The sequence below is a fragment of the Kaistia hirudinis genome (assembly GCF_014196455.1).
GTDB lineage: Bacteria > Pseudomonadota > Alphaproteobacteria > Rhizobiales > Kaistiaceae > Kaistia > Kaistia hirudinis.
On the sequence record NZ_JACIDS010000004.1, the window covers coordinates 1 to 19,992 of the forward strand.

The following is a 19,992-nucleotide window of genomic DNA, read 5'->3' on the forward strand; positions in this document are numbered from 1 at the left end:
CACAATGTCCCCCATCCAAAAAGCCCCGGCCGGATTAATATCCGCCGGGGCTTTTTGTCGTTCCAGAGGCCGGCGGAAGAGGCTCCACGGGGCCCGGACGGCATAACCACCAAGCACGCCTCACTGCGGGGAGGCACGTCGCTCGCAAAACGGATCGCGCGGCGCAGGGCAGGGCGCGGCGTCGGACCGGAGGCGAGAGCGCCGCTGCGCTGGGTGGGGCGATAGCGCATCAGCAATCCAGGCCAAGACCGGCAGCGACCCGCCGGGACGATCCTACCGTCGTGGCCCGGCCCGCCACGTCCGTCACAAAACCAACATCCCCTCCGTCAACAAGAGCAGAGTGCGCTCGAGCCAGATACTGCCGGAGCACGCAGCGCGGTGGAGCGTGGGCGAGCCTGGGAGGGGTGCGAGGACAGCGAGCCAATGCCCCTGCACGATCGCCCCAAAGCGTCGATCAGAAGATCGCGACTTCGTCGAAGAGGTATGGCGAGAAGTGTGCCGAAGCGAACGGCTCGTTGCTGCCCTCCAGCACGTTGCCATGTCTCGGCTTGCGTCGGCACGGCCTGCGGTTCTTCCGTCGGGTCGCTGAATTGGGTTGGGCTCTGAAGGCCGGTGAGCCAGAGTGAGCCGCCGAGGTTGCTGCCAGTATCTACTGGTGCCGAATCCCCGGGCCGAGCCGCGAAGCCCCCTCGGACAGCTCGCTGGGGGATCGAAGACGATCGTGAGGCCACTTCGTATGACAGGAGGCGTTTCCTGTCCGGGTGCACCAATCTTCGGATCGTCCAGTATCATACCGACCGGCAGCCGGGAGGCCGACGGCCGGTTGAACCATCCCCCGTCAGCCCGCAATAAACCGGTCGAGCACGTTGCGGGTGATCTGCTGCGTGAAGGGGTCGCCGCGCTTCAGGCCCATGACCCATTCGCAGGTCGCGGCCGTTACGACTTCGCCGGCGCCGCGGGTCATGTGCACCATCATGCCGGAGCCGTAGCGATATTTGACGAGCGCAGCGGCGGTGGCGTCGCCTGTGACGCGTTCGACCAGGCCGACATGGTCGCTGCCGCGGACATAATAGCGGAAGCCCTCGCCCTGCGGCTCGTCCTCGGCGAGGACCGCCGGCGCCATGGCCAGGATGGAGATGCTTTCCGGTTGCCCTTCGACCGGAACCGGGTAGGGCAGGCCGTGGCGGAAGGTATAGTCGAGGCCGTCGACCTCATAGGCGAAGATATGCGCCTTGTCGCCGAAGATGTCGGCATAGTGCAGGCCTGTCCCGTCGAAGACCCAGTGCTCGGGCCGATAGACGGTGAAGCCGCGTTGTCCGCGCGGCGCGAAGCCGCCCCATGACGCATAGACGCCGTGCAGGCCATTGACCCCGACGGTCGAGGCGCCCGGCCAGCGGACTTCCTGATCCTCCCAGGCGCCGGTCAGGAGATGGGCCTTGTCTGTGCCAGCGACGGGATCGTCGCGGTGCGCCTTGAACTTGTAGCAGTGCTGCGTCCGGCCTTCGTCCTCGAGGCGGATCTGCCAGAGGAAATTGGCGCCGAAGCGCGCGAGGCGGCCGCCGCGCTCGACATAGGCCTCGATCGCGCGGCGCATCTCGTGCGTCCAGTATTCGTCATGGCCGACGATGGTGACGCAGGGATAGTCGTCCAGCAGTTCCGGCCGATAATGCAGGTCGGTCTGGGTGATCATGTCGAGGGCATAGCCCTCCTTCTCCGCCCAGACGACGAAGTGACGGTCATACTGCGCCCAGCCGGCCGCCGCGTAATACTGGCCGAAGCCATTGGCGAAGGCCCATTCCTTCATCGGATAGCGCGGCGCATCGCCCATTTCGGGCTGCGGATCGGCGCAGATGCGCGGCGCGCCGGCCGGCAGCCACACGATGCCACGGGTCCAGGGGCGCTCCAGGCTGAGGATGGGGGAGGGCAGATCGCGCTCGGGGCCGACCACGCCGAAATAGTGGTTGGCGCCGCCGAAATCATTATAGGCGGTCCAGGTCGCCGTCGGCAGGACCACGAGGATCCGGGCCTGGCGGGTGCGCGTCGTCGGCCTGACCACGAAGAAATGGTGCTGCACGAACTTGCCGCCATCCGGCCGCGCGCAGGTCGAGACCACGCGGTAGAAGCCGGATCGGAGGTCGTCGGGCAGGCGCCAGCGATGGCTCACGGGCCAGTTGCAGCCGTTGCGATAGGCGTCTTCCGGCGTCGGCGTGTGCCGGCCCTCGATCGCGTCGACCTTGTGCACGGTCTCCGGCGCCGCGCCGTCGCGATAGATCTCGAGTGTCCAGGCCAGTGCCGTGGCGCTCGAATGGAAGACCACCTCGTCGCCGGGGTCGTAAGAGATCGCATCGGTGTAGGTATAGACCTCCGGCCAGGCCGGATCGTCGCGCGGTGCCTCATACCAGGGCTTGCTGTGCCAATGGTCGTCGGCGTGCATCGGCTGCGCGCGGCGCGGCGCGATGTTGAGGGGCCCGAGTTCGGGCGCGACGAAGGCGGTCTTCTCGGACATGTCGGTCTCTTACAGTTGGTAGGATACGAGCTGGCCGGGAATGCCGAGCGTCAGCCACAGGCGGCCGTCATGGACGCAGCAATTGGTCGGATCGCTGCCCGGGCCGGTGTCGATCATCTCGATGAGCCTGCCGGCCGTATCGAGGATCGCGACGCGGTCGCCGCCGCTGCCCGTCAGGTAGAGCCGGTCCTCGTGGAACACCATCCCATCGGGATTGAAGCGATCGTCGAGGCGGCACCATTCCTTCATCGGGCCGACATGATCGCCCCGCCAGGGAAAGCGCACGACGCGGTGTTCCATGGTGATGCCGACGAGCAGCGAACCATCGGGATGGAAGACGAGGCCGTTGGGGAAGCCGGTCATCGTGGCGAGATGGCGGACCGTGCCGTCCACGCCCGCGACGAGCAATTGGCCGCCGAGATAGGCGGAGGCGTCTGACCCGAGGACTTCCCAGTTCTGCGGGTCGGTGAAGACGAGTTCGCCCTGCGGCGAGAAGACGAGGTCGTTGGGGCGCGAGGGCTTGCCGCCCGGCAGCGCGGTGGCGAAGTCGCTCCAGCTTCCGTCCGGCGCGATGCGCTGGATCCGGCCGCTGATCTGCGGCTCCGCGAAGTTGAGCTCCTCGAGGCTCCTTGGCGCGATGCCGCCATTATTGGCGACGTAGAGCGATCCATCGGCGCCGCGCCGCATGCCGTTCGGCGCGCCGGGCAGCGTGGCGATCTCGCGCACGCCCTTTTCGCCGTAGGCGCGCACCTTGGCGTGCAGGAGATCGACGAAGGCGATCGAGCCGTCCGGCAGGGCGACGGGGCCTTCGGGAAAGCCGAGGCCGGTGACGTGGATCTCGGGCGTCCGGCGCATCGGACCTCTCCTTCCGTTCAAGCTGTCGCGGCGGCCGGCATGCCGAGCCGGGCCTGGCCGATCCACCGACCCTTTTCCGCCGTTTCCTCGGGTGCGAGGTGGCAGGCGATGAGGCGTCCGCCATCTTCGGACGGGCGAAGCGGCGGCTCGACCTGCCGGCAGACATCGCGCGCCAGATGGCAGCGCGGATGAAAGCGGCAGCCGGTCGGCACATTGGCCGGATTGGGCGGATCGCCGGTCAGCACGATGCGCTTCCATTCCGGATTGCGCCGGGCGGCCAGCGTCGGCGCAGCGGAGAGCAGCGCCTGCGTATAGGGGTGCCACGGGCTGCCCATGATGGCGGCGGCCGGGCCCTGCTCGATGATCGTGCCGAGATACATCACCGCGATCCGGTCGGCGACATGGCCGATCACGTCGAGATCATGCGAGATGATCACATAGGAAATCTGCCGCTGGCGCTGGATGAAGAGCAGCAGATTGACGATCTGGGCCTGGATCGACGGGTCGAGGGCGGAGGTCGGCTCATCCGCGACGATGATGTCGGGTTCGAGCGCCAGCGCGCGCGCGATGGCGATGCGCTGAAGCTGACCGCCCGAGAACTGCGGCGGCAGCTTGGTGGTGTCGGTGTTCTCCATGCCGACGAAGGAGAGCAGTTCGCGGATGCGCGGCTGCAGCGCCGCGCCGAGCTTGATGCCATGCGTGTCGAACGGCTCGCGCAGGATCTCCGCGATCGTCATGCGGCTGTTCAGCGAGGCGAGCGGATCCTGGAACACGGCCTGCATGCGGCGGCGGACCGGCAGCATGGCGCGGCCGTGCCTGGCCGTGATGTCCTCGCCGTCGAAGACGATACGGCCGGCGGTCGGCTCGATCAGCTTCAGCGCAAGCCGGGCCAGGGTCGATTTTCCGCAGCCGCTCTCGCCGACGAGGCCGACGGTCTCGCCGCGGCCGACCGTGAGCGATACGCCGGCGACGGCCTGCACGTCGCGCTTGCCGCCGCGCTTCTGCGTGAAGGTCTTGACGATGCCGTCGAGGGTCAGGAGCGGTTCCATGTCAGGCCTCCGCCATCAGGGCCGTGTCCGAGCCAACCGGATGGTGGCAGGCAAGCGCCACGTCGCCGAGGCGCCTCAGCGGCGGCACGAAGCTGCGGCAATCGTCCTGCGCCAGCGGGCAGCGCGGATGGAAGTGGCAGCCGTCCGGGAAGCTGCCGAGACCGGGCGCGACGCCGACGATCGCGTTCAATTGCTGCTTCGGCTCGGCTTCCGAGATCATGGCGCTGGTCATGAGCGCGGCGGTATAGGGGTGCGAGGGCGTGCGCATGATCGCGTCGGCATCGCCGATCTCGGCGACGCGGCCGGCATACATCACCAGGATCCGGTCGGCGACCTCGGCGACGACGCCCATGTCGTGCGTGATCAGGATGATGGTGAGCGCCATTTCGCGCTGCAGCTCGGCCAGAAGCTCCAGCATCTGCGCCTTGATGGTGACGTCGAGCGCCGTGGTCGGCTCGTCGGCGATCAGCAGGCTGGGCCCGGCGATCAGCGCCATGGCGATCATGGCGCGCTGGCGCATGCCCCCGCTGATCTCGTGCGGATAGGCCGTGGCGACGCGGGCGGGATCGGGAATGCGGACGCGGTCGAGCATTTCGACCGCGCGCCGCGCCGCAGCCGCGCCGCTTGCAAGCCCATGGGCGCGCAGCGCCTCGGCGATCTGGTCGCCTACCGGCCAGACCGGATTGAGCGAGCCGAGCGGGTCCTGATAGATCAGCCCGATCTCGCGGCCACGCATGCGCCGGAGCTCGGCATCCGGGCGATTGAGCAGCTCGCGCTCCTTGAAGCGGATCGAGCCCGACGTGACGGAGGTCGCGGGCTGCAGGCCGGCGATCGACATGCCGGTCAGCGATTTTCCCGAGCCGGATTCGCCGATGATCACGAAGGTCTCGCCCTCGCGCACGTCGAAGGAGATCTTGTCGACAGCGGGGAGATCGCCGCCGATGCGACGAAAGCCGATCGAGAGGTCTCGGACCGAGAGGATCATCCGCCGCGCCTCGCTGCGAGGGAATCGCCGATCAGCGAGAAGGCGGTGGCCGTGAGCATGATCATCGTTCCGGGAAACACGAGATACCACCAGGCCGAGCCGAAATACGGGCGGGAGTCGCGGATCAGCAGGCCCCATTCGGGCGTCGGCGAATTGGCGCCGAGGCCGAGGAAGGAGAGGGCGGTGACGGCGACGAGCGCATAGCCGATGTCGGTGGTGACGCGCACATTCACCTCCTGCGCCACGAAGGGCAGGATGTGGCGGCGCAGGATCGTGAGGTTCGAGACGCCGAGCGCGCGCGCGGCCTCGACATGCGGGCGCTCGCGCAGCCGCAGCACCTCGCCGCGCACCAGTCGCGCATAGCCGGGCCACCAGATGATGGTGAGCGACAGCGCCACGCTGCCGAGGCCGCGGCCGATCGAGGCGGCCACGGCGAGCGCCAGCACGAGGGCGGGAAAGCCGAAGAACAGGTCGACGATGCGCATCATCACATTGTCGGCCGAGCCGCGCGCCATGCCGGAGACGGCGCCATAGACAACGCCGAACAGCGCCGAGGCGAAGACGATGGCGATGGCGACGCCGAGCGAATAGCGCGTGCCGAAGACGACGCGCGAGAAGATGTCGCGGCCGCCTTCATCCGTGCCGAAGAGATGCGCGAAGCTCGGCGGCTTCAGGCGATCGGCCATGTTGAGTGCGACCGGACTGTCGGGCGCGATCAGGCCGGGGACCAGCGCGAAGGCGATCAGGATCACAATGACGAGCAGCGCGACCGGCGCCAGGACCCCGCGCGGGCGGCTGCGGCGCGGACGCGCCGTCGGCAGGACGGCGCTCATGAGCCGACACTCTGAACGCGCGGGTCGATGATCGGATAGAGAATGTCCATCAGCAGGTTGATCAGGACGAAGCCGGCGGTCGAGACGATGGCGAGCGCGATGACGGGCGAATAGTCGAAGACCTGGAACGATTGATAGGCATAGAGGCCGATGCCGGGCCAGTCGAAGATGACCTCCACCAGGATGACCCAGCTGATCATGTAGCCGAACTGCATGGTGGTCGCCGTCAGGATCGGGCTGAGCGCATTGCGCAGCACATGCTTGTAAAGGATGACGCGCGGGCCGAGGCCCTTGCCGCGCGCGGTGCGGACATAGAGCCGGCTCTGCTCCTGGATGAGCGCGGCGCGGGAGAGGCGCGTGCCGACGGCGAGCAGGTTGATGACGATGGTGAGCGCCGGCAGCGCGAGATGCTTCAGCGTGCCCAAGAGGGCGGAGGGGCTGCCCGCCAGCATCGAATCGATGATCAGGAAGCCGGTGACGACGGGCGGCGCGGTCTCGCGGATCGGAAAGCGCGCGCCGATCGGCAGCCAGTGCAGCTTGTAGAAGAACATGAACTGCAGGGCCATGCCGAGCCAGAACACCGGAATGCCCGTGCCCACCATGGTGAGCAGGCGGATGGCGCCATCGACGAAGCCGCCGGGATGTCGCGCCGCCGTCACGGCGAGCGAGAAGCTGGCGATCAGATAGATCGTGAAGCTGACCAGCAGGAGTTCGAGCGTCGCCGGCAGATATTGCGCGAGATCGGTCGAGACGCTGCGGCGCGTGCGGATGGATTGGCCGAGGTCGCCCTTTGAGAGGCCGACCATGTAGGAGACGAACTGCTCCGTCAGAGGGCGATCCAGGCCGTATTCGGCCCGGATCTTCTGCACCGTCGCCTCGGACGCATTCTGTCCGGCGAGGAAGGCGGCTGGATCGGCTGGAACGACGCGACTGAGAAAGAAGGTGATCACCGCAACCAGCAGGAGCACCAGGATGCCCCACGCAAATCGCTTCAGCAGGAAATTGACCACACGCGTCGCTCCAGTCCGATATTACGCCGGCTTACTTGCTGTAGAGCTCCCAGAAGCGGGCGTTGATGTATTCCGCCGGGTCGATGCGATAGCCGCCGATGCGATCCGGCTCCGGGACGACCGTGACCGGACGCGCGGGCCAGATGATGTAGTGCGAATCCACCACGATGTCGGAGGCCTGCTTGAGCATGGCAGCGCGCTCGGCGGGGTCGGACACTGACGGCAGCTTGGCGATCAGCTCCTGCAGCGCCGGATCCTCGAACTTGCCGGAGTTGAAGAACCCGCCCTTCAGATAATGGGCCGAGAAGAACTTGGTCGCGTCCTGAGGGCTCAGATTGGCGTTGCCCAGCACGAAGCAATTGCTCTTGTCGGTCTTGATCGCGGTGATCGCCTCGACGAAGGGCAGTTCCTCGATCTCGACCGTGACGCCGATCTGCGCGGCTGAGGCCTGCAGGATCGTCGCCGCGAAGCGGAATTCGGGGAAGCCGGCCGGCACGGAGCACTTCATCGTCGCGTTCGAGAGGCCGGACGCGGCGAGCGCGGCCTTGGCGGCCTCGAGATCGGTCTTGATCTCCGGCTGGTCCTTTTCCGGGCTGCCGGGGAACCATGCGGGGATCGGACCACGGCCGACCACGGCCTTGCCCTGGAAGGACTGGACCATGGCGTTGTAGTCGAACGCCTTCACGAGCGCGTTGCGGAAGTCCTTATTGTTGGTCGGCGGGATATCCATGTTGAGATAGATCGCCGGCCAGGCCCACAGATTATTGCCTTCGACCAGATGGAAGCCGCTGGTCGAGCCGATCCGCAGCGCCTCGTCGAGCGGCACGAAATTGGCGAGATCGAACTCGCCGCCCTCGAGGCCGCGGGCGCGGTTGGCGCCATCCGTCACGAAGCGGTCGAGAACGCGGTCGAACGGCTTCTCGGGGAACTTGCCCCACCATTTGTCATTGCGCTTCAGCTCGATCTGGGTGCCGCGCGTCCAGGCGACGAACGCATAGGGTCCGGTGCCGTTGGCGTTCTCGGAGAACCAGGCCTCGCCCGCCTCGCCGCCATGCTTGGCGATGTCCTCGTCCGACATCATCTCGATGCGGCTGAGATTGGACGCCAGGAACACGGTCGGCGCCTTGGTCTCGATCTGGACCGTCTTGGGATCGACGACCGTGACGCTGGCGATGTCGTCGACGAGATAGGACTGGCCCTGGCCGACCTTGAGCAGGCGGTCGAGCGTCGCCTTGACGTCGTTGGCGTCGAAGGGCGTGCCGTCATGGAAGGTCACGCCGTCGCGCAGCTTGAAGGTCCAGACCTTGCCGTCCTGCTTCCATTCGGTGGCGAGCGCCGGCAGCAGCCTGGACGGGTCGTCGAGATCGAAATCGACCAGGCGGTCATAGACGTTGCGGGTGACCGTGAACTCCCAGTTCACATTGGCCTTGGCGGGATCGATGGTGCTCGGCTCGCCGGCGTCGGCGTAGACGAAGGTCGTGGCATCCTGCGCCGAAGCGCTGTTCACGCCCATGGCCGAGGCCATGAGCAGAAGCGCGGTTCCCGCGATTCCAGAGAGCGATTTCATCGTGGTCCCTCTTCCCCTTTTCGCAGTCCGAGGTCGGCTGCGTTTAATATATGATATATGAGAATGCCGTAATCGCGCGTGATGTCAACTCGTGCGGGGCCGAAAAAGAGTCCGGAAAACATCCCGTTTCGCCCGCGGCGGCGCCGGGCCCGAAGGCATGGAGGCTCAGCAAGGATAGGCCGCGCTGCGGCTTCCCGGATGCGGCGGCATCTGAGCGACGCCCGTCACATCGCCCGATGCTGCAACGTCCCGTGCGTGCGTCTCCCGTCAGCCTGACCAGCACGCAAGACGGGGGAACCGCATTCCGCTGGGGCTGCCGCCGAGGTCACACGAGGACAGCGGCGGGGCGCTTTGCCTCGCGTCAGGCGCGGACGGGCTTCTCGGGCTCGGCGGCCTCGTCCCCCGGGAGATCCTTGCCATCGATCTCGGCCAGATAGGCGACGAAGGTGCGGCTGCCCTCGATCAGATCCTGCTCGACCGCCTTGCGGACGGCCTTCTTGTCCCGCGCCTTGAGGGCATTCAGCAATTGCACATGCTGGTGCTGCCCTTTGTAGGAGGGATGGCCATGCGGATAGAGGAAGGTCAGCAGCGGGCCGATCTGGATCCAGAGCCGTTCGAGGATCTCGATGAGGTGCGGCATCTCCGACTTGCGGTAGACGGAGAAGTGGAAATCGTAATTGGCTTCCAGCGCCGCCGGATAATCCTTGGTCTGCTCGGCTACGACCAGCCGCTCATGCATCCGGGCGAGTTCCTCGATGAAGGCATCATCGATATTCGCCATGGCCTGCAGGGTGGCGTGCGGCTCCAGCATCAGCCGGATCTCGCGCATTTCGAGATATTCCTGCAGCGTGACGCGCCGGACGCGGATGTAGTAGCCCGCCTTCATTTCCAGCGCGCCATCCTTGACGAGCTGGAACAGCGCTTCGCGCACCGGCGTCTCGCTCGTGCCGAGGCGCTGCGCCAGTTCGCGGATCTTGAGCCGCTCGCCGGGCTTCAGGCGGGCCGACATCAACTGCTGGCGCAGCTGCAAATAGATCTGGGACGAGAGGCTGCTTGCCTGAACGCCGTTGAGCTGCTGCATCATGTTGTCCGGTCCGACCCCGCTCCCATGGTCTCTAGCGTGTGACGATCGAACTGTCATTTCGCAATCGCTGGCGCTCACGCCGGCGCGATCCGGCCGCGTGCCGCCTCAGCGCCGGGGCGGCGTATCCGGATCCGACAGGAGGCCGACGCCGTAATTGCCATAGCGGGCGCCGACGCGCGCCATCTCCTCGGATGGCAGCAGCACGGGCGTTCCGGCCTGCATCGCCAGCAGATATTGCCGCGCCAGCGTCTCCAGCTTGACCGTGTTGTTGAACGCCGCTTCGAGCGACTTGCCGATGGCGATCATCCCGTGATTGGCGAGAAGGCACACGGTCCGGTCCCTGAGCGCCTCGACGGCCGCCTCGGCGAGTTCCGGCGTGCCGAAGGTGGCATAGCGGGCACAGCGCACATCGTCGCCGCCGAAAGCCGCCACCTGGTAGTGGAAGGCGGGGATGGGCTTCCTGAGGCACGAGAGCGCGACGCAGGCATCGGCATGAGTGTGGACGACCGCCTGGGCGGTCGGGAAGGCGCGCAGGATCGCCACATGCATGTGGAATTCGCTCGACGGAATGCCGCCGCCGATGACGTCGCCCGCGCCGGTCATGGCGACGACCCGTTCGGTCGTCATGTTGGCGGCGTTGGCCCCGGTCGGCGTGATCAGGATCGAGGCGCCGTCGCGACAGCTGATATTGCCGCTGCTGCCATGGTTGAAGTTCTTCTCCTCCAGCCGCGCCAGCACGGAGAGGATTTGATCCCGCGGGTTGCGCGCATCATCGGCCGCCATGTCAGATCTCCGCTCGCCGCATGGATTCAAGGGTCGGCAGGAACATGCCGACCGGTCCGAGCTTGCCGGATTTGAGGCAGAGCCCGATCGGATCATCCCCCTCCGTCGTCGCCCGCGCGACCCCTGGCCCCTGATAGGCGCCGATGCGGAGCCGGTCGATCCCCAAGCGCTCCACGACCGCGCCCGAAGTCTCGCCGCCGGCGACGACGAAGCGGCGAACGCCCATCTCGTGCAGGGCGCCAGCGAGCCTGCTCAGAATCTCCTCGGCGAATTTCGCGGCGCCCTCGCGCCCGAGCCGCGCCTGCGCGGCGCTCACCCCATCGGGCGCCGCCGAGGTGGCGATCGCGACCGGTCCGCTGACCAGATTCTGGCGCGCCCAGGCCAGGCTTTCGCCAATGGCGGCCTCCGGGCCATCTGCGCTCGCAATGTCGATGCGCAGCACCGGGCGCTGCTGTTCGAACGCGGCCAATTGCTCCAGCGTGCGCTCGGCGCAGCTTCCGGCCAGCACAATCCCGGGGCTCTTGATCGCGGGCAGCGCCTGTTTGCGCGGCGCGCTGTCCAGCCAGCCTCTCTCCCGCCAGAGCGGCGGAAAATGCTGGACGATCGGGGAATTGCCGGTCACGAGGCGCCAGTCGGCGGCCAGCGTCGCGAGGGCCGCGAGATCCTCGTCATAGATCGCATCGGCGATCCAGTACTTCACGCCGCGACCGCCGGCCTCCTCGACATAGCCGCGCAACGGTTCGCCGCCATGGCGCACGAGGCGGTGGGGGAGGAAACCGACCTTGGCCCGCGTCTGGCGCTGCAGCACCCGGACGAGGTCGGGGTCGGTCATCGGTGTCAGCGGATCGAAGCGCTTCGGCGAATCCGAGACCAGCTCGGAGCCAACGAAGAGGTGGCCATTATAGACAGTCCGGCCGGCTGCCGGCGCCGTCGGGCAGAAGAGGGTACGATCTTCGCCGACCATTTCGAGGAGCCGATCGGTGACCGGGCCGATATTGCCCTCATCGGTCGAATCGAAGGTCGCGCAATATTTGAAGAAAAGCTGTCGCGCGCCGGCGCCGAGCAGCGCTTCTGCTGCGCTCGCGCATTGCCGTGTGGCATCGGCGGCTGGAATGACGCGGGTCTTCTGCGCGACCACCATCACCGGCTCCGGCGCGCTCGAAGCCACCAGCTCGGGCCTGGTCACGAAGCCGCAGCCGACCCCGAGCGCCACGAACATGGACGCCGTCTCCATGCCGCCGGTCAGGTCGTCAGCGATCACGCCCATGATCGTCTGCATCGCTTCTCCCATCACCAGGCACCCGTTCGAGGCCGCATCGTCATCCGGCTCATCTTGCGTCCGTATGATACATGATATATCAAAATTCAAAATCGCCAGGCAAGCGAGACCGGTTCGAATCGCTGCCGGCCATGATCATGGAGGATGTCCGATGGACCTGCCGCTGGAAGATTTGGACCAGGCGCTGCGCAGCCGTGCCGCGCGTGTCATCCCCGGCGGCATGTGGGGCCATCAGAACATCACGCGGATGCCGGTTGGCTATCCGCAATATTTCTCCCGCGCCGAAGGCTGCCGCACCTGGGACGCCAATGGTCGCGGCTATATCGACTATATCTGCGCCTGGGGTCCGATGATCCTCGGCTATGGCGACCCGGAGGTCGAGGCCGCGGCCGAGGCGCAGCGCCGTCTCGGCGACGGCATGAACGGCCCGAGCGCGCGGCTCGTCGAGCTTGCCGAACTCGTCGTCGACGTGGTGCCGCATGCCGATTGGGCGATGTTCTCCAAGAACGGGACCGACGCGACCACGGCCTGCCTCACCATCGCGCGGGCGGGGACAGGCCGGCGCAAGATCATCCTGGCGCGGGGCGCCTATCACGGTGCTATCCCTTGGTGCTCGCCGTCAGTCGTCGGCGTGACCGAGGAAGACCGCGCCCATCTGATCTATTTTGATTACAACGACATAGCGAGCCTCGAAAACGCCGTCGATCAGGCGGGCGATGATCTCGCCGCCATCCTCGTCTCGGCGTTCAAGCACGATCTCGGCAAGGAGCATGTGCTGCCGACGGTCGATTTCGCCCGCCGTGCGCGCGCTCTGGCCGATGCGACCGGCGCGGCGCTGATCGTCGACGATGTGCGCGCCGGCTTCCGGCTCGATCTCGGCGGCAGCTGGGAATGCGTCGGCGTCCGGCCGGATCTCGCGGCCTGGAGCAAGGCGATCGCCAACGGCTATGCGCTGGCGGCCGTTACGGGCAATGACCGCTTCCGCGAAGGAGCGACGAAGATCTTCACCACGGGTTCGTTCTGGACGGCTTCCGTCTCGATGGCGGCGGCGATCGCCACGATCTCCAAGCTGCGCCGCATCGATGCCGTCGGGATCATGACGCGGATGGGCCAGCGGCTCCGCGACGGGCTCGCCCATCAGGCGGCGCGGCACGGCGTCGGCCTGCAGCAGAGCGGTCCGGTGCAGATGCCGCTCGTCCTGTTCGAGGGCGATGCCGACAGGCGTCTCGGCCATGCGTTCTGCTTGGCGCTGCTGGAGCGTGGGGTCTACATGCACCCGACCCACACCATGTTCCTCTCGGCCGCGCATACCGAGGCCGACATCGACGCGACCCTCGCCGCAACGGACGAAGCGCTGGCCGCCGTCGCGCGGCTCTGAGCTTTTCCGCGCGCGGCGTCAGCCGAGGGCGTTCGACCGGGCGAGGGCGGTATCCTCGCCTTGGGCGGCGTCCGACGCGGGCTTCCGATCGAGGATCCAGCGGGCCAGCGCCATGCCGGCGATCAGGGCGACGACGAAGACGATCGTACCGGGGGCGAGCAGGGCGAGCGAGGCGACCGCCGGGCCGGGGCAGAAGCCCGAAAGGCCCCATCCGATGCCGAAAATCGCCGGTCCGATCAGCACGCGGGCATCGATATCCGACCGGCTCGGCCAGTGGAACTGACGCGCCAGGACGGGCCGGGCGCGGCGTGCCGCGATGCGGAAGCCGATCGCTGCGACGATCACGGCGCCGCCGAGCACGAAGGCGAGGCTCGGGTCCCAGCTTCCGGCGAAATCCAGGAAATTCAGCACCTTCGCCGGGTCGAGCATGCCGGAAATCACGAGACCGCTGCCGAAGAGCAGGCCGGCCAGGGCATAGACGAGAAGGGTCATGGCGGACCTCATGCCAGATGCCGGGTCACGAAGACCGTCACGACCGCGGTGGCCATGAAGACGAGGGTCGCGACCAGCGAGCGGGACGACAGGCGCGCCAGCCCGCAGACGCCGTGCCCGCTGGTGCAGCCATTGCCGATGATGGTTCCGAAGCCCACCAGCACTCCTGCCAGGGCCAGCAGGCCGAGCTTCGGCGAGACGGTCTGCTCGATCGCGTAGCCGCCGGCCTCGAACAGGAGCGGCGCGGCGACCAGCCCGGCGACGAACAGGGCGCGCCCCGCGAGGCCGCCGTCGCGGCTCCATGGCGGCAGCAGCCGACCGACAATGTCGCTGATCCCCGCGATGCGGCCGTTGAAGACGATCAGCACGGCAGCCGACAAGCCGATGAGCCCTCCGCCGAGCAGGGATGCCCATGGTGTGAAGGTCGTGGCGGTCATGGCACTTCTCGTCTCGCGGCTTGCATCCAGCCAGTAGCCGTCCGTTCTCGAACGCGTCAAACCGGCTTTGCCGAATTTAGCCGCGATGACGCATCGCTTCGTTCCAAAGCTGCCGATGTTCCGGGAACGATTGCGCACGAAACCGGCCTGTTGGGCAAAAGACGTGCGCGTCAGCGTCGTCGGCCGCGCCCGGCGTGACGGCTTCACGCCGAGCCGGAAAACCGTCATCCGCCATGCTCGGCCCGAAAGCCTGTCGGGCTGCGGCCGTTCAGGCGGCGGAAGTCGCGGCTGAAATGATAGGGGTCCGCATAGCCGCAGCGGCGTCCGACCTCGGCGACGCTGAGCGCGTGATCGGCCAGCAGCCGGCTGGCACGGTTGATCCGTTCATGGCGCAGCCAGCTGATCGGCGAGACGCCGAACTGCTTCCTGAAGACGCGGTGGAGCTGCGATGGGCTGAGGGCCGCGAGGCCCGCCATGTCGGGGATGGTCCAGGGCCGGTCGACCTCCGCGCGCATACGGTCCAGCAGCGCACCGAGCCGCCCTCCCGCCGGATCGGCGACGATCAGCCCGTCCCGTCGCGAGCGGCGCAGCAGCACCTCGGCGAGGATCGCGGCGATCCCGGCGCTGATGAGCGCGGGCGCCACCGGGCTCGGCGATCGGATCGCGGCGATCGTCTCGTCGAAGACGGGCCGGATCTCGGCGCCGAGATCGGCGGCGAAGACCGGATCGCGCGCGGCGCCGCCCATCTCATGCGCGGCATCGAGCCCCGTTCCGGATCCGACTCCGACCCAGAGATAGGCCCAGCCCGGGGCGCCGGGCGCACAGCCATGTGCGTATCGGCCGGCCGTCTTCAGCCAGACGATGTCGCCGGGATTGGCGAGGTGCGTCACGTCGTCGATATCGACCTGGCCCCGACCTTCGACGCACAGCATGAAGGCGTGCTCGTGGTAGCGGGCGGTGATCGGCGGCAGGCCCGGCAGCGCCGTCCGCTGCCCGCCGCCGACGACCTGATAGGGCACGGCCGGATCGAGCGGGTGCGGCGCGCGCAGATGGAGACGCTCCTCGAGCATGTCCGGACGAAAGCATGGCCATGCGCGTTTTGTCCATCTGATTGAGAGCGGGGTGCATTTTCTTCAGTCCGGTCCCGACTAGTCTCTTGCGCACCGCACCAGGGACTTCACCACATGCCGGCCCAAGCCGCCCCGTTTCGCTTCGATCCGCTCTCTACTGAATTCGCGGCCGATCCCTATGCCGTTTATGCCCGGATGCGCGCGCTGGACGGGCTCTTTCCCTTTCCCGAGCTCGGCATGCTGCTCGTCACGCGGCAGCGCGACGTCGCCGCTATCGTGGCCGATATGCGCCTGCCGCGCATGCCGGCGGGCATCCTCGACGCGGACGAACTGAAGCGCCGCCAGCGGCAGGACAATTTCCACGACATGCCGAACCATGCGCGGTTCGTACAGTTCTCGATGCTCAACAGCGACGGCGCGGTGCACGACCGACTGCGCCGGCAGGTCTTCCGCATGTTCACGCCGGCGCTGATCGCCGGGCAGCGTGCGGCGATCGAGGCCTATGTCAGCCGGCTGATCTCGGACCTCGCCGGCGCAGGCGAGATCGATTTCGTCGCCGATCTGGCCGTGCATGTCCCGGGTCACGTGATCGGGCATCTGCTCGGCGTGCCGGACGCTGATTGCCCGATGCTGCGCCGGTGGTCCGAGAACATCGTGCAGTATTTCGACGTCGATCGCTCGGCGGAACGCAAGGCGCTCGCCGAAGCGACGGCGGCGGAGTTCGCGGATTATCTCCGCGCACTGAAGGCCGATCGCCTGCGCGCGCCCAAGGACGACCTCGTCACGCGCCTCGTCGAGGCGGAACGCGCCGGCGAGATGAGCGAGGACGAGTTCATCTCGACCGCCATGCTCATCCTGATGGCGGGGCATGGCTCGACGATCGATGTGCTCGGCAGCGGCATGCATGCGCTGTTGCGCTTTCCGCAGGAAATGGAGCGGCTGAGGGCCGATCCCGCCCTGATGCCGACCGCCGTGCAGGAGATGTTCCGCTTCGAATCGCCCCTGCCGTTCTTCGATCGCTATGCGGCGGAGGAGGTGGAAGTCGGCGGCGCGCTTTATCCGCGCGGCACGCGTTTCGGATTGCTCTATGGCGCGGCCAATCGCGACGAGGAACAATTCGCCGACCCGGACCGCTTCGATGTCGGCCGCACGCCGAACCGGCACCTCGCCTTTGGCGGCGGCGCGCATTTCTGCCTCGGCAATCACCTCGCCCGTCTCGACATGGACATCATCTTCTCGACGCTCTTCCGGACCTTCCGGCGGATCGAACTGGTCGAGGCGCCACTCTACAAGCGCAGCCTTTCCGTGCGTGGACCGATGGCGCTGAAACTGCGCCTCGAGGCTGCCTGACATGGCTCGCCCGACGTCGTCTTCCTTCCGCCTGACTCTCGCCGATCGCCACGGAGCCCTATGATGCCGCGTATCACCTTCGTCGAGGCCGACGGCCGCACCACGGAGGCCGATGGCGTCGTGGGACAGAGCGTGATGGCGGTGGCCGTGGCGGCGGGGATCGAGGCGATCCTCGCCGAATGCGGCGGCGCCTGCGCCTGCGGCACGTGCCACTGCCATGTGGACGCCACCTGGATCGACCGGCTGCCGCCGCCGACGGAGACCGAGGCCGCGATGATCGAATGCGTGGTCGATCCGCGACAGGAAAGCCGGTTGACCTGCCAGATCCGGCTGACCGATGCTCTGGACGGACTGGTGCTCCATGTCCCGGCCACGCAATATTGAGGGCAAGCCCGGTGCAGGAACTTCTCGTCCTCCAGTCGCTATGGACCTTTGAAGGCCTGAGCCACCCGCCCTGTCCGCCGACGCTGGAGGCCCGTCTCGACCTGATCAAGGCTTCAGGCTTCGATGGCGTCGGGACGCTGTGGCTCGATCGCGAGGAGGCGCGTCTCGTCTCGTCGCTGGCGGGTGAACGCGGGCTGGTGCTCGAAGGGCTCGCGCTGCCGAAGACAGTTGACGCTCTAAAGCCGGCGCTCGAATGGGGCACGGAATTCGGCCTGCACCACCTCAATGTCCAGCCCGACATGCGCGTGGCGAGCCTCGGCGAAGGCGTCGCGATCCTCGAAGGCTTCCAGCGGCTTGCGGATCAGGTGGATTTTCCGGTCCATGTCGAGACCCATCGCGGCCGGCTGACCAATGATCTCCTGTTCACGCTCGCGCTGGCCGAGGCCTGTCCCTGGCTAAGGCTGACCGTCGATCTCTCGCATTATGTCGTCGGCAACGAGATCGTGCTGCCGGTCCCGGCCGAGACCGATGCGCGCATCGCACGCCTGCTGGCGCAGGCCGCGGCCTTTCATGGCCGGGTGGCGACCAGCGAGCAGGTGCAGGCCGAGATCGGCTTTCCCCAGCATGCGGCCTGGGTCGCCCAGTTCTCGGCCTGGTGGCAGCGCGGCTTCGCGATGTGGCGCAGCCGCGCGCCGGAAACAGCCCGGCTGAGCTTCCTGTGCGAACTCGGCGCGAGCCCCTATGCCGTCACGGGGCCGGACGGCCGCGACCTGTCCGACCGCTGGGCGGATTCCCTGATCTTGCAGCAATTGGCGCGCCGGCTCTGGCGCGCGAGCGGAGCCCCCACATGACGACGACGCTTCTCCACGCCGACCACATCTTGACGATGGACCCGCAGAACCGCGTCATCCCGGACGGCGCGATCGTCGTCGAAGATGACCGCATCGCGGCGATCGGCTCCTATGCCGAGATCCGGGCGGCCTATCCCGATAGTCCCGTGCGCCGGCTCGCCAACCGGCTGGTCATGCCCGGTCTCGTCAATGCGCATCTCCATTCGGGCCTGCTGCGCGGGACGGCCGAAGGCCTGCCGGTGTGGGACTGGCTTCGCCTCTATATCGACCCGATGCACCGCGTGCTCGGCGCGGCGGATGCCGAGGCGGCGAGCTTTCTCTGTTATGCCGAGGCCGTGCTCTCCGGCACGACGACCGTCGTCGACATGTGGCGCTACATGGAGGGCAGTGCGCGGGCCGCGCAGACGATCGGCAACCGGACCGTCATGGTTCCCTATGTCGGCGAGCATCCGGACTATGACTATTTCGACCATCTCGACGACACCGAGCGGCTGCTCGAAAGCTGGCACGGCAAGGCCGATGGCCGTGTCGAGGTCTGGGTCGGTCTCGAGCATGCCTTCTATGCGACCGAGGACGCGCATCGGCGCGCGATCGCGCTGGCGCAGAAATTCGGCACCGGCTTCCACACTCATTCCAACGAGGCCGAGGTGGAACTCAAGGAGATGCAGCGCCGCTATGGCTGCCGCTCCATTCCCGCGCTCGCCAAGCTCGGCCTGCTCGATGCGCCGCGCACGCTGCTCGCCCATTGCGTCTGGCTCGACGACGCCGAGATCGCGCTGATGGCCGAGCGCGGCATTGCCGTCGCACATAATCCGGCCAGCAACATGAAGCTCGCCAGCGGCGCGGCGCCGGTCGAGAAGCTGCGCCGGGCCGGCGTTGCCGTCGGGATCGGCACGGATGGGGAGAAGGAGAACAACAATCTCGACATGTTCGAGGAGATGAAGTTCGCCTCACTGCTGGCCAAGTTCGCGAGCCTCGACGCCGCGGCACTGCCGGCCTGGGACGTGCTGCGGATGGCGACGATCGAAGGCGCCCGCGCCATCGGCAAGGACGAGGAGATCGGTTCGCTCGAAGTCGGCAAGAAGGCCGATCTCATCGCCGTCCGGATCGATACGCCGCGCATGACGCCGCTCTTCGGCGGCGAAGATGGCAATCTGCATCACAATCTCGTCCATGCGGTGCGCGGCGGCGATGTCGACCTGACGATGGTCGACGGCCGCATCCTCGTCGAGGACGGGCATCTGCTGACGGCGGACATGCCCGAGCTGATCGCCCGCGTCCATGCCGTGACGCCCGGCCTCTTCGCCCGCCGCGCGGCCTGGCTCGCCGAGCATAGCGAGGGCGCGACCAGCCCGATCAGCTGAGTCGCGACGTTCTGCTTCGCCTATTCCGCCAGCGGGCCCAGCAGCACCCTGCCGAAGATCGGCTGGTAGCGCCTGCGGTCCGCCGCCTTCTCCTTGAAGAAGGTCGCGTAGTACCCGATCTGGTGGAAATAGGTGATGCGTGCCCGCACGAGGCTCTCGTCGGCGTCATAGCCCATCGTGCGGAACGATCGCGTGAGGAGCGCGAGGCGGAGATCGTCCATCGCCGCCACCTCGGCGGCGAGTTTGGCCGCGGAACGCGACCAGTCGCGAATGGCGAGGTCGAGCATGGGGCTGAAGGGGTCTTCGGCGACCCAGATCGTCACGATCCGGTCGAAGAAGTCCTTGCCTTCATGGCCTTCCTCGGCCGCGAGTTCGAGGAAGGGGCGGCAATTGCGGGTCCGCCATTCCTCCAGCATGGCTTGCTGGAGGTCATTGAGATCCGCGAAGTGGAAATAGAAGCTGCCGCGCGTGACGCGGAGCTGCTTGGCGAGCAAGTCGATCTTGACGGCGGCTATGCCGCGACGCTCCAGAACCTTGAGCGCGGCGGCGATCCAGCTCTCCCGGCTCAGTGTCCGGCGCTTGGGCTCTTCACCCGGCTTTGGCGTCGCATCCGTCGTCGCGTCTCTCATGGCTACTGCGTGCCCCGCTGCCGACCCGCCCCGGCCGGCGAGCGGCGCGGGGCGCATTGCATCATGATGCACCATATTGCAGTTGC

At 67.2% G+C, this 19,992-nt stretch carries 19 protein-coding genes; 5 read left to right on the forward strand and 14 right to left on the reverse strand.

The features are described 5' to 3' along the window. Positions 1–838: 838 nt before the first annotated feature. The 10 genes from GGR25_RS14760 to otnK form a co-directional block, all read right to left on the reverse strand. The gene (locus tag GGR25_RS14760; RefSeq protein WP_183399621.1) at positions 839–2,506 is read right to left on the reverse strand and encodes a N,N-dimethylformamidase beta subunit family domain-containing protein; all 1,668 of its coding nucleotides are present in this window, start codon (positions 2,504–2,506) and stop codon (positions 839–841) included. Between the two features lie 9 nt (positions 2,507–2,515). Then, positions 2,516–3,361, reverse strand: a complete 846-nt coding sequence (locus tag GGR25_RS14765; RefSeq protein ID WP_183399622.1) for an SMP-30/gluconolactonase/LRE family protein — start codon at positions 3,359–3,361, stop codon at positions 2,516–2,518. Positions 3,362–3,378: 17 nt separating this feature from the next. Then, the gene (locus GGR25_RS14770; RefSeq protein WP_183399623.1) at positions 3,379–4,410 is read right to left on the reverse strand and encodes an ABC transporter ATP-binding protein; all 1,032 of its coding nucleotides are present in this window, start codon (positions 4,408–4,410) and stop codon (positions 3,379–3,381) included. A gap of 1 nt (position 4,411) precedes the next feature. Then, positions 4,412–5,392, reverse strand: coding sequence for an ABC transporter ATP-binding protein (locus tag GGR25_RS14775; protein ID WP_380147594.1), 981 nt, complete (start codon positions 5,390–5,392; stop codon positions 4,412–4,414). Beyond that, a complete protein-coding gene (locus GGR25_RS14780) occupies positions 5,392–6,228 on the reverse strand; it encodes an ABC transporter permease (protein WP_183399625.1) in 837 nt (278 codons plus the stop codon). Before GGR25_RS14780 ends, GGR25_RS14775 begins: the two co-directional genes overlap by 1 nt. Then, positions 6,225–7,238: an ABC transporter permease subunit gene (locus GGR25_RS14785; protein WP_183399626.1), complete on the reverse strand. Its 1,014-nt coding sequence runs from the start codon at positions 7,236–7,238 to the stop codon at positions 6,225–6,227. Before GGR25_RS14785 ends, GGR25_RS14780 begins: the two co-directional genes overlap by 4 nt. A gap of 31 nt (positions 7,239–7,269) precedes the next feature. Beyond that, the gene (locus GGR25_RS14790) at positions 7,270–8,805 is read right to left on the reverse strand and encodes an ABC transporter substrate-binding protein (protein WP_183399627.1); all 1,536 of its coding nucleotides are present in this window, start codon (positions 8,803–8,805) and stop codon (positions 7,270–7,272) included. 361 nt (positions 8,806–9,166) lie between these two features. Beyond that, on the reverse strand, positions 9,167–9,889 hold the full coding sequence (locus tag GGR25_RS14795) for a GntR family transcriptional regulator (RefSeq protein WP_183399628.1): 723 nt from the start codon (positions 9,887–9,889) through the stop codon (positions 9,167–9,169). 105 nt (positions 9,890–9,994) lie between these two features. Continuing rightward, positions 9,995–10,672, reverse strand: a complete 678-nt coding sequence (locus GGR25_RS14800; RefSeq protein ID WP_183399629.1) for a class II aldolase/adducin family protein — start codon at positions 10,670–10,672, stop codon at positions 9,995–9,997. Between the two features lies 1 nt (position 10,673). After that, complete coding sequence (otnK, locus tag GGR25_RS14805; protein WP_210299974.1) at positions 10,674–11,951, reverse strand: 3-oxo-tetronate kinase; 1,278 nt, start codon at positions 11,949–11,951, stop codon at positions 10,674–10,676. A gap of 151 nt (positions 11,952–12,102) precedes the next feature. Between otnK and GGR25_RS14810 the strand changes: the two genes are divergently transcribed. Further along, complete coding sequence (locus GGR25_RS14810) at positions 12,103–13,329, forward strand: aminotransferase class III-fold pyridoxal phosphate-dependent enzyme (RefSeq protein ID WP_210299975.1); 1,227 nt, start codon at positions 12,103–12,105, stop codon at positions 13,327–13,329. An 18-nt stretch (positions 13,330–13,347) separates the two neighbouring features. On the opposite strand, the gene GGR25_RS14815 is transcribed toward GGR25_RS14810, so the two are convergent. From GGR25_RS14815 to GGR25_RS14825, 3 genes are all read right to left on the reverse strand, one after another. Next, positions 13,348–13,821, reverse strand: a complete 474-nt coding sequence (locus GGR25_RS14815) for a YeeE/YedE family protein (protein WP_183399630.1) — start codon at positions 13,819–13,821, stop codon at positions 13,348–13,350. A gap of 8 nt (positions 13,822–13,829) precedes the next feature. Next, the gene (locus tag GGR25_RS14820) at positions 13,830–14,258 is read right to left on the reverse strand and encodes a YeeE/YedE family protein (protein ID WP_183400298.1); all 429 of its coding nucleotides are present in this window, start codon (positions 14,256–14,258) and stop codon (positions 13,830–13,832) included. Between the two features lie 224 nt (positions 14,259–14,482). Next, entirely contained in the window at positions 14,483–15,328 is an 846-nt protein-coding gene (locus GGR25_RS14825; protein ID WP_183399631.1) for a helix-turn-helix transcriptional regulator, read from the reverse strand. 114 nt (positions 15,329–15,442) lie between these two features. Here GGR25_RS14825 and GGR25_RS14830 point away from each other — a divergent pair, with 114 nt between their 5' ends. The 4 genes from GGR25_RS14830 to GGR25_RS14845 all read left to right on the forward strand — a co-directional run bounded on the left by GGR25_RS14830 (position 15,443) and on the right by GGR25_RS14845 (position 19,277). Continuing rightward, positions 15,443–16,678, forward strand: a complete 1,236-nt coding sequence (locus GGR25_RS14830; RefSeq protein WP_183399632.1) for a cytochrome P450 — start codon at positions 15,443–15,445, stop codon at positions 16,676–16,678. A gap of 63 nt (positions 16,679–16,741) precedes the next feature. Beyond that, on the forward strand, positions 16,742–17,062 hold the full coding sequence (locus GGR25_RS14835; protein WP_183400299.1) for a 2Fe-2S iron-sulfur cluster-binding protein: 321 nt from the start codon (positions 16,742–16,744) through the stop codon (positions 17,060–17,062). 11 nt (positions 17,063–17,073) lie between these two features. Continuing rightward, on the forward strand, positions 17,074–17,913 hold the full coding sequence (locus GGR25_RS14840; protein ID WP_183399633.1) for a sugar phosphate isomerase/epimerase: 840 nt from the start codon (positions 17,074–17,076) through the stop codon (positions 17,911–17,913). Further along, on the forward strand, positions 17,910–19,277 hold the full coding sequence (locus GGR25_RS14845; RefSeq protein ID WP_183399634.1) for an amidohydrolase family protein: 1,368 nt from the start codon (positions 17,910–17,912) through the stop codon (positions 19,275–19,277). The genes GGR25_RS14840 and GGR25_RS14845 overlap by 4 nt, the downstream gene beginning before the upstream one ends. 20 nt (positions 19,278–19,297) lie before the next feature. Here GGR25_RS14845 and GGR25_RS14850 read toward each other — a convergent pair whose 3' ends face one another. Continuing rightward, positions 19,298–19,906: a TetR/AcrR family transcriptional regulator gene (locus tag GGR25_RS14850; protein ID WP_183399635.1), complete on the reverse strand. Its 609-nt coding sequence runs from the start codon at positions 19,904–19,906 to the stop codon at positions 19,298–19,300. Positions 19,907–19,992 lie beyond the last annotated feature (86 nt).

Coding starts and splice junctions, on each gene's coding strand:
- GGR25_RS14835 (WP_183400299.1), top strand. CDS start 16,742: ATGCCGCGTATCACCTTCGTCGAGGCCGACGGCCGCACCACGGAGGCC.
- GGR25_RS14770 (WP_183399623.1), bottom strand. CDS start 4,410: ATGGAACCGCTCCTGACCCTCGACGGCATCGTCAAGACCTTCACGCAG.
- GGR25_RS14825 (WP_183399631.1), bottom strand. CDS start 15,328: ATGCTCGAGGAGCGTCTCCATCTGCGCGCGCCGCACCCGCTCGATCCG.
- GGR25_RS14800 (WP_183399629.1), bottom strand. CDS start 10,672: ATGGCGGCCGATGATGCGCGCAACCCGCGGGATCAAATCCTCTCCGTG.
- GGR25_RS14815 (WP_183399630.1), bottom strand. CDS start 13,821: ATGACCCTTCTCGTCTATGCCCTGGCCGGCCTGCTCTTCGGCAGCGGT.
- GGR25_RS14765 (WP_183399622.1), bottom strand. CDS start 3,361: ATGCGCCGGACGCCCGAGATCCACGTCACCGGCCTCGGCTTTCCCGAA.
- GGR25_RS14780 (WP_183399625.1), bottom strand. CDS start 6,228: ATGAGCGCCGTCCTGCCGACGGCGCGTCCGCGCCGCAGCCGCCCGCGC.
- GGR25_RS14845 (WP_183399634.1), top strand. CDS start 17,910: ATGACGACGACGCTTCTCCACGCCGACCACATCTTGACGATGGACCCG.
- otnK (WP_210299974.1), bottom strand. CDS start 11,951: ATGCAGACGATCATGGGCGTGATCGCTGACGACCTGACCGGCGGCATG.
- GGR25_RS14760 (WP_183399621.1), bottom strand. CDS start 2,506: ATGTCCGAGAAGACCGCCTTCGTCGCGCCCGAACTCGGGCCCCTCAAC.
- GGR25_RS14850 (WP_183399635.1), bottom strand. CDS start 19,906: ATGAGAGACGCGACGACGGATGCGACGCCAAAGCCGGGTGAAGAGCCC.
- GGR25_RS14790 (WP_183399627.1), bottom strand. CDS start 8,805: ATGAAATCGCTCTCTGGAATCGCGGGAACCGCGCTTCTGCTCATGGCC.
- GGR25_RS14810 (WP_210299975.1), top strand. CDS start 12,103: ATGGACCTGCCGCTGGAAGATTTGGACCAGGCGCTGCGCAGCCGTGCC.
- GGR25_RS14830 (WP_183399632.1), top strand. CDS start 15,443: ATGCCGGCCCAAGCCGCCCCGTTTCGCTTCGATCCGCTCTCTACTGAA.
- GGR25_RS14820 (WP_183400298.1), bottom strand. CDS start 14,258: ATGACCGCCACGACCTTCACACCATGGGCATCCCTGCTCGGCGGAGGG.
- GGR25_RS14795 (WP_183399628.1), bottom strand. CDS start 9,889: ATGATGCAGCAGCTCAACGGCGTTCAGGCAAGCAGCCTCTCGTCCCAG.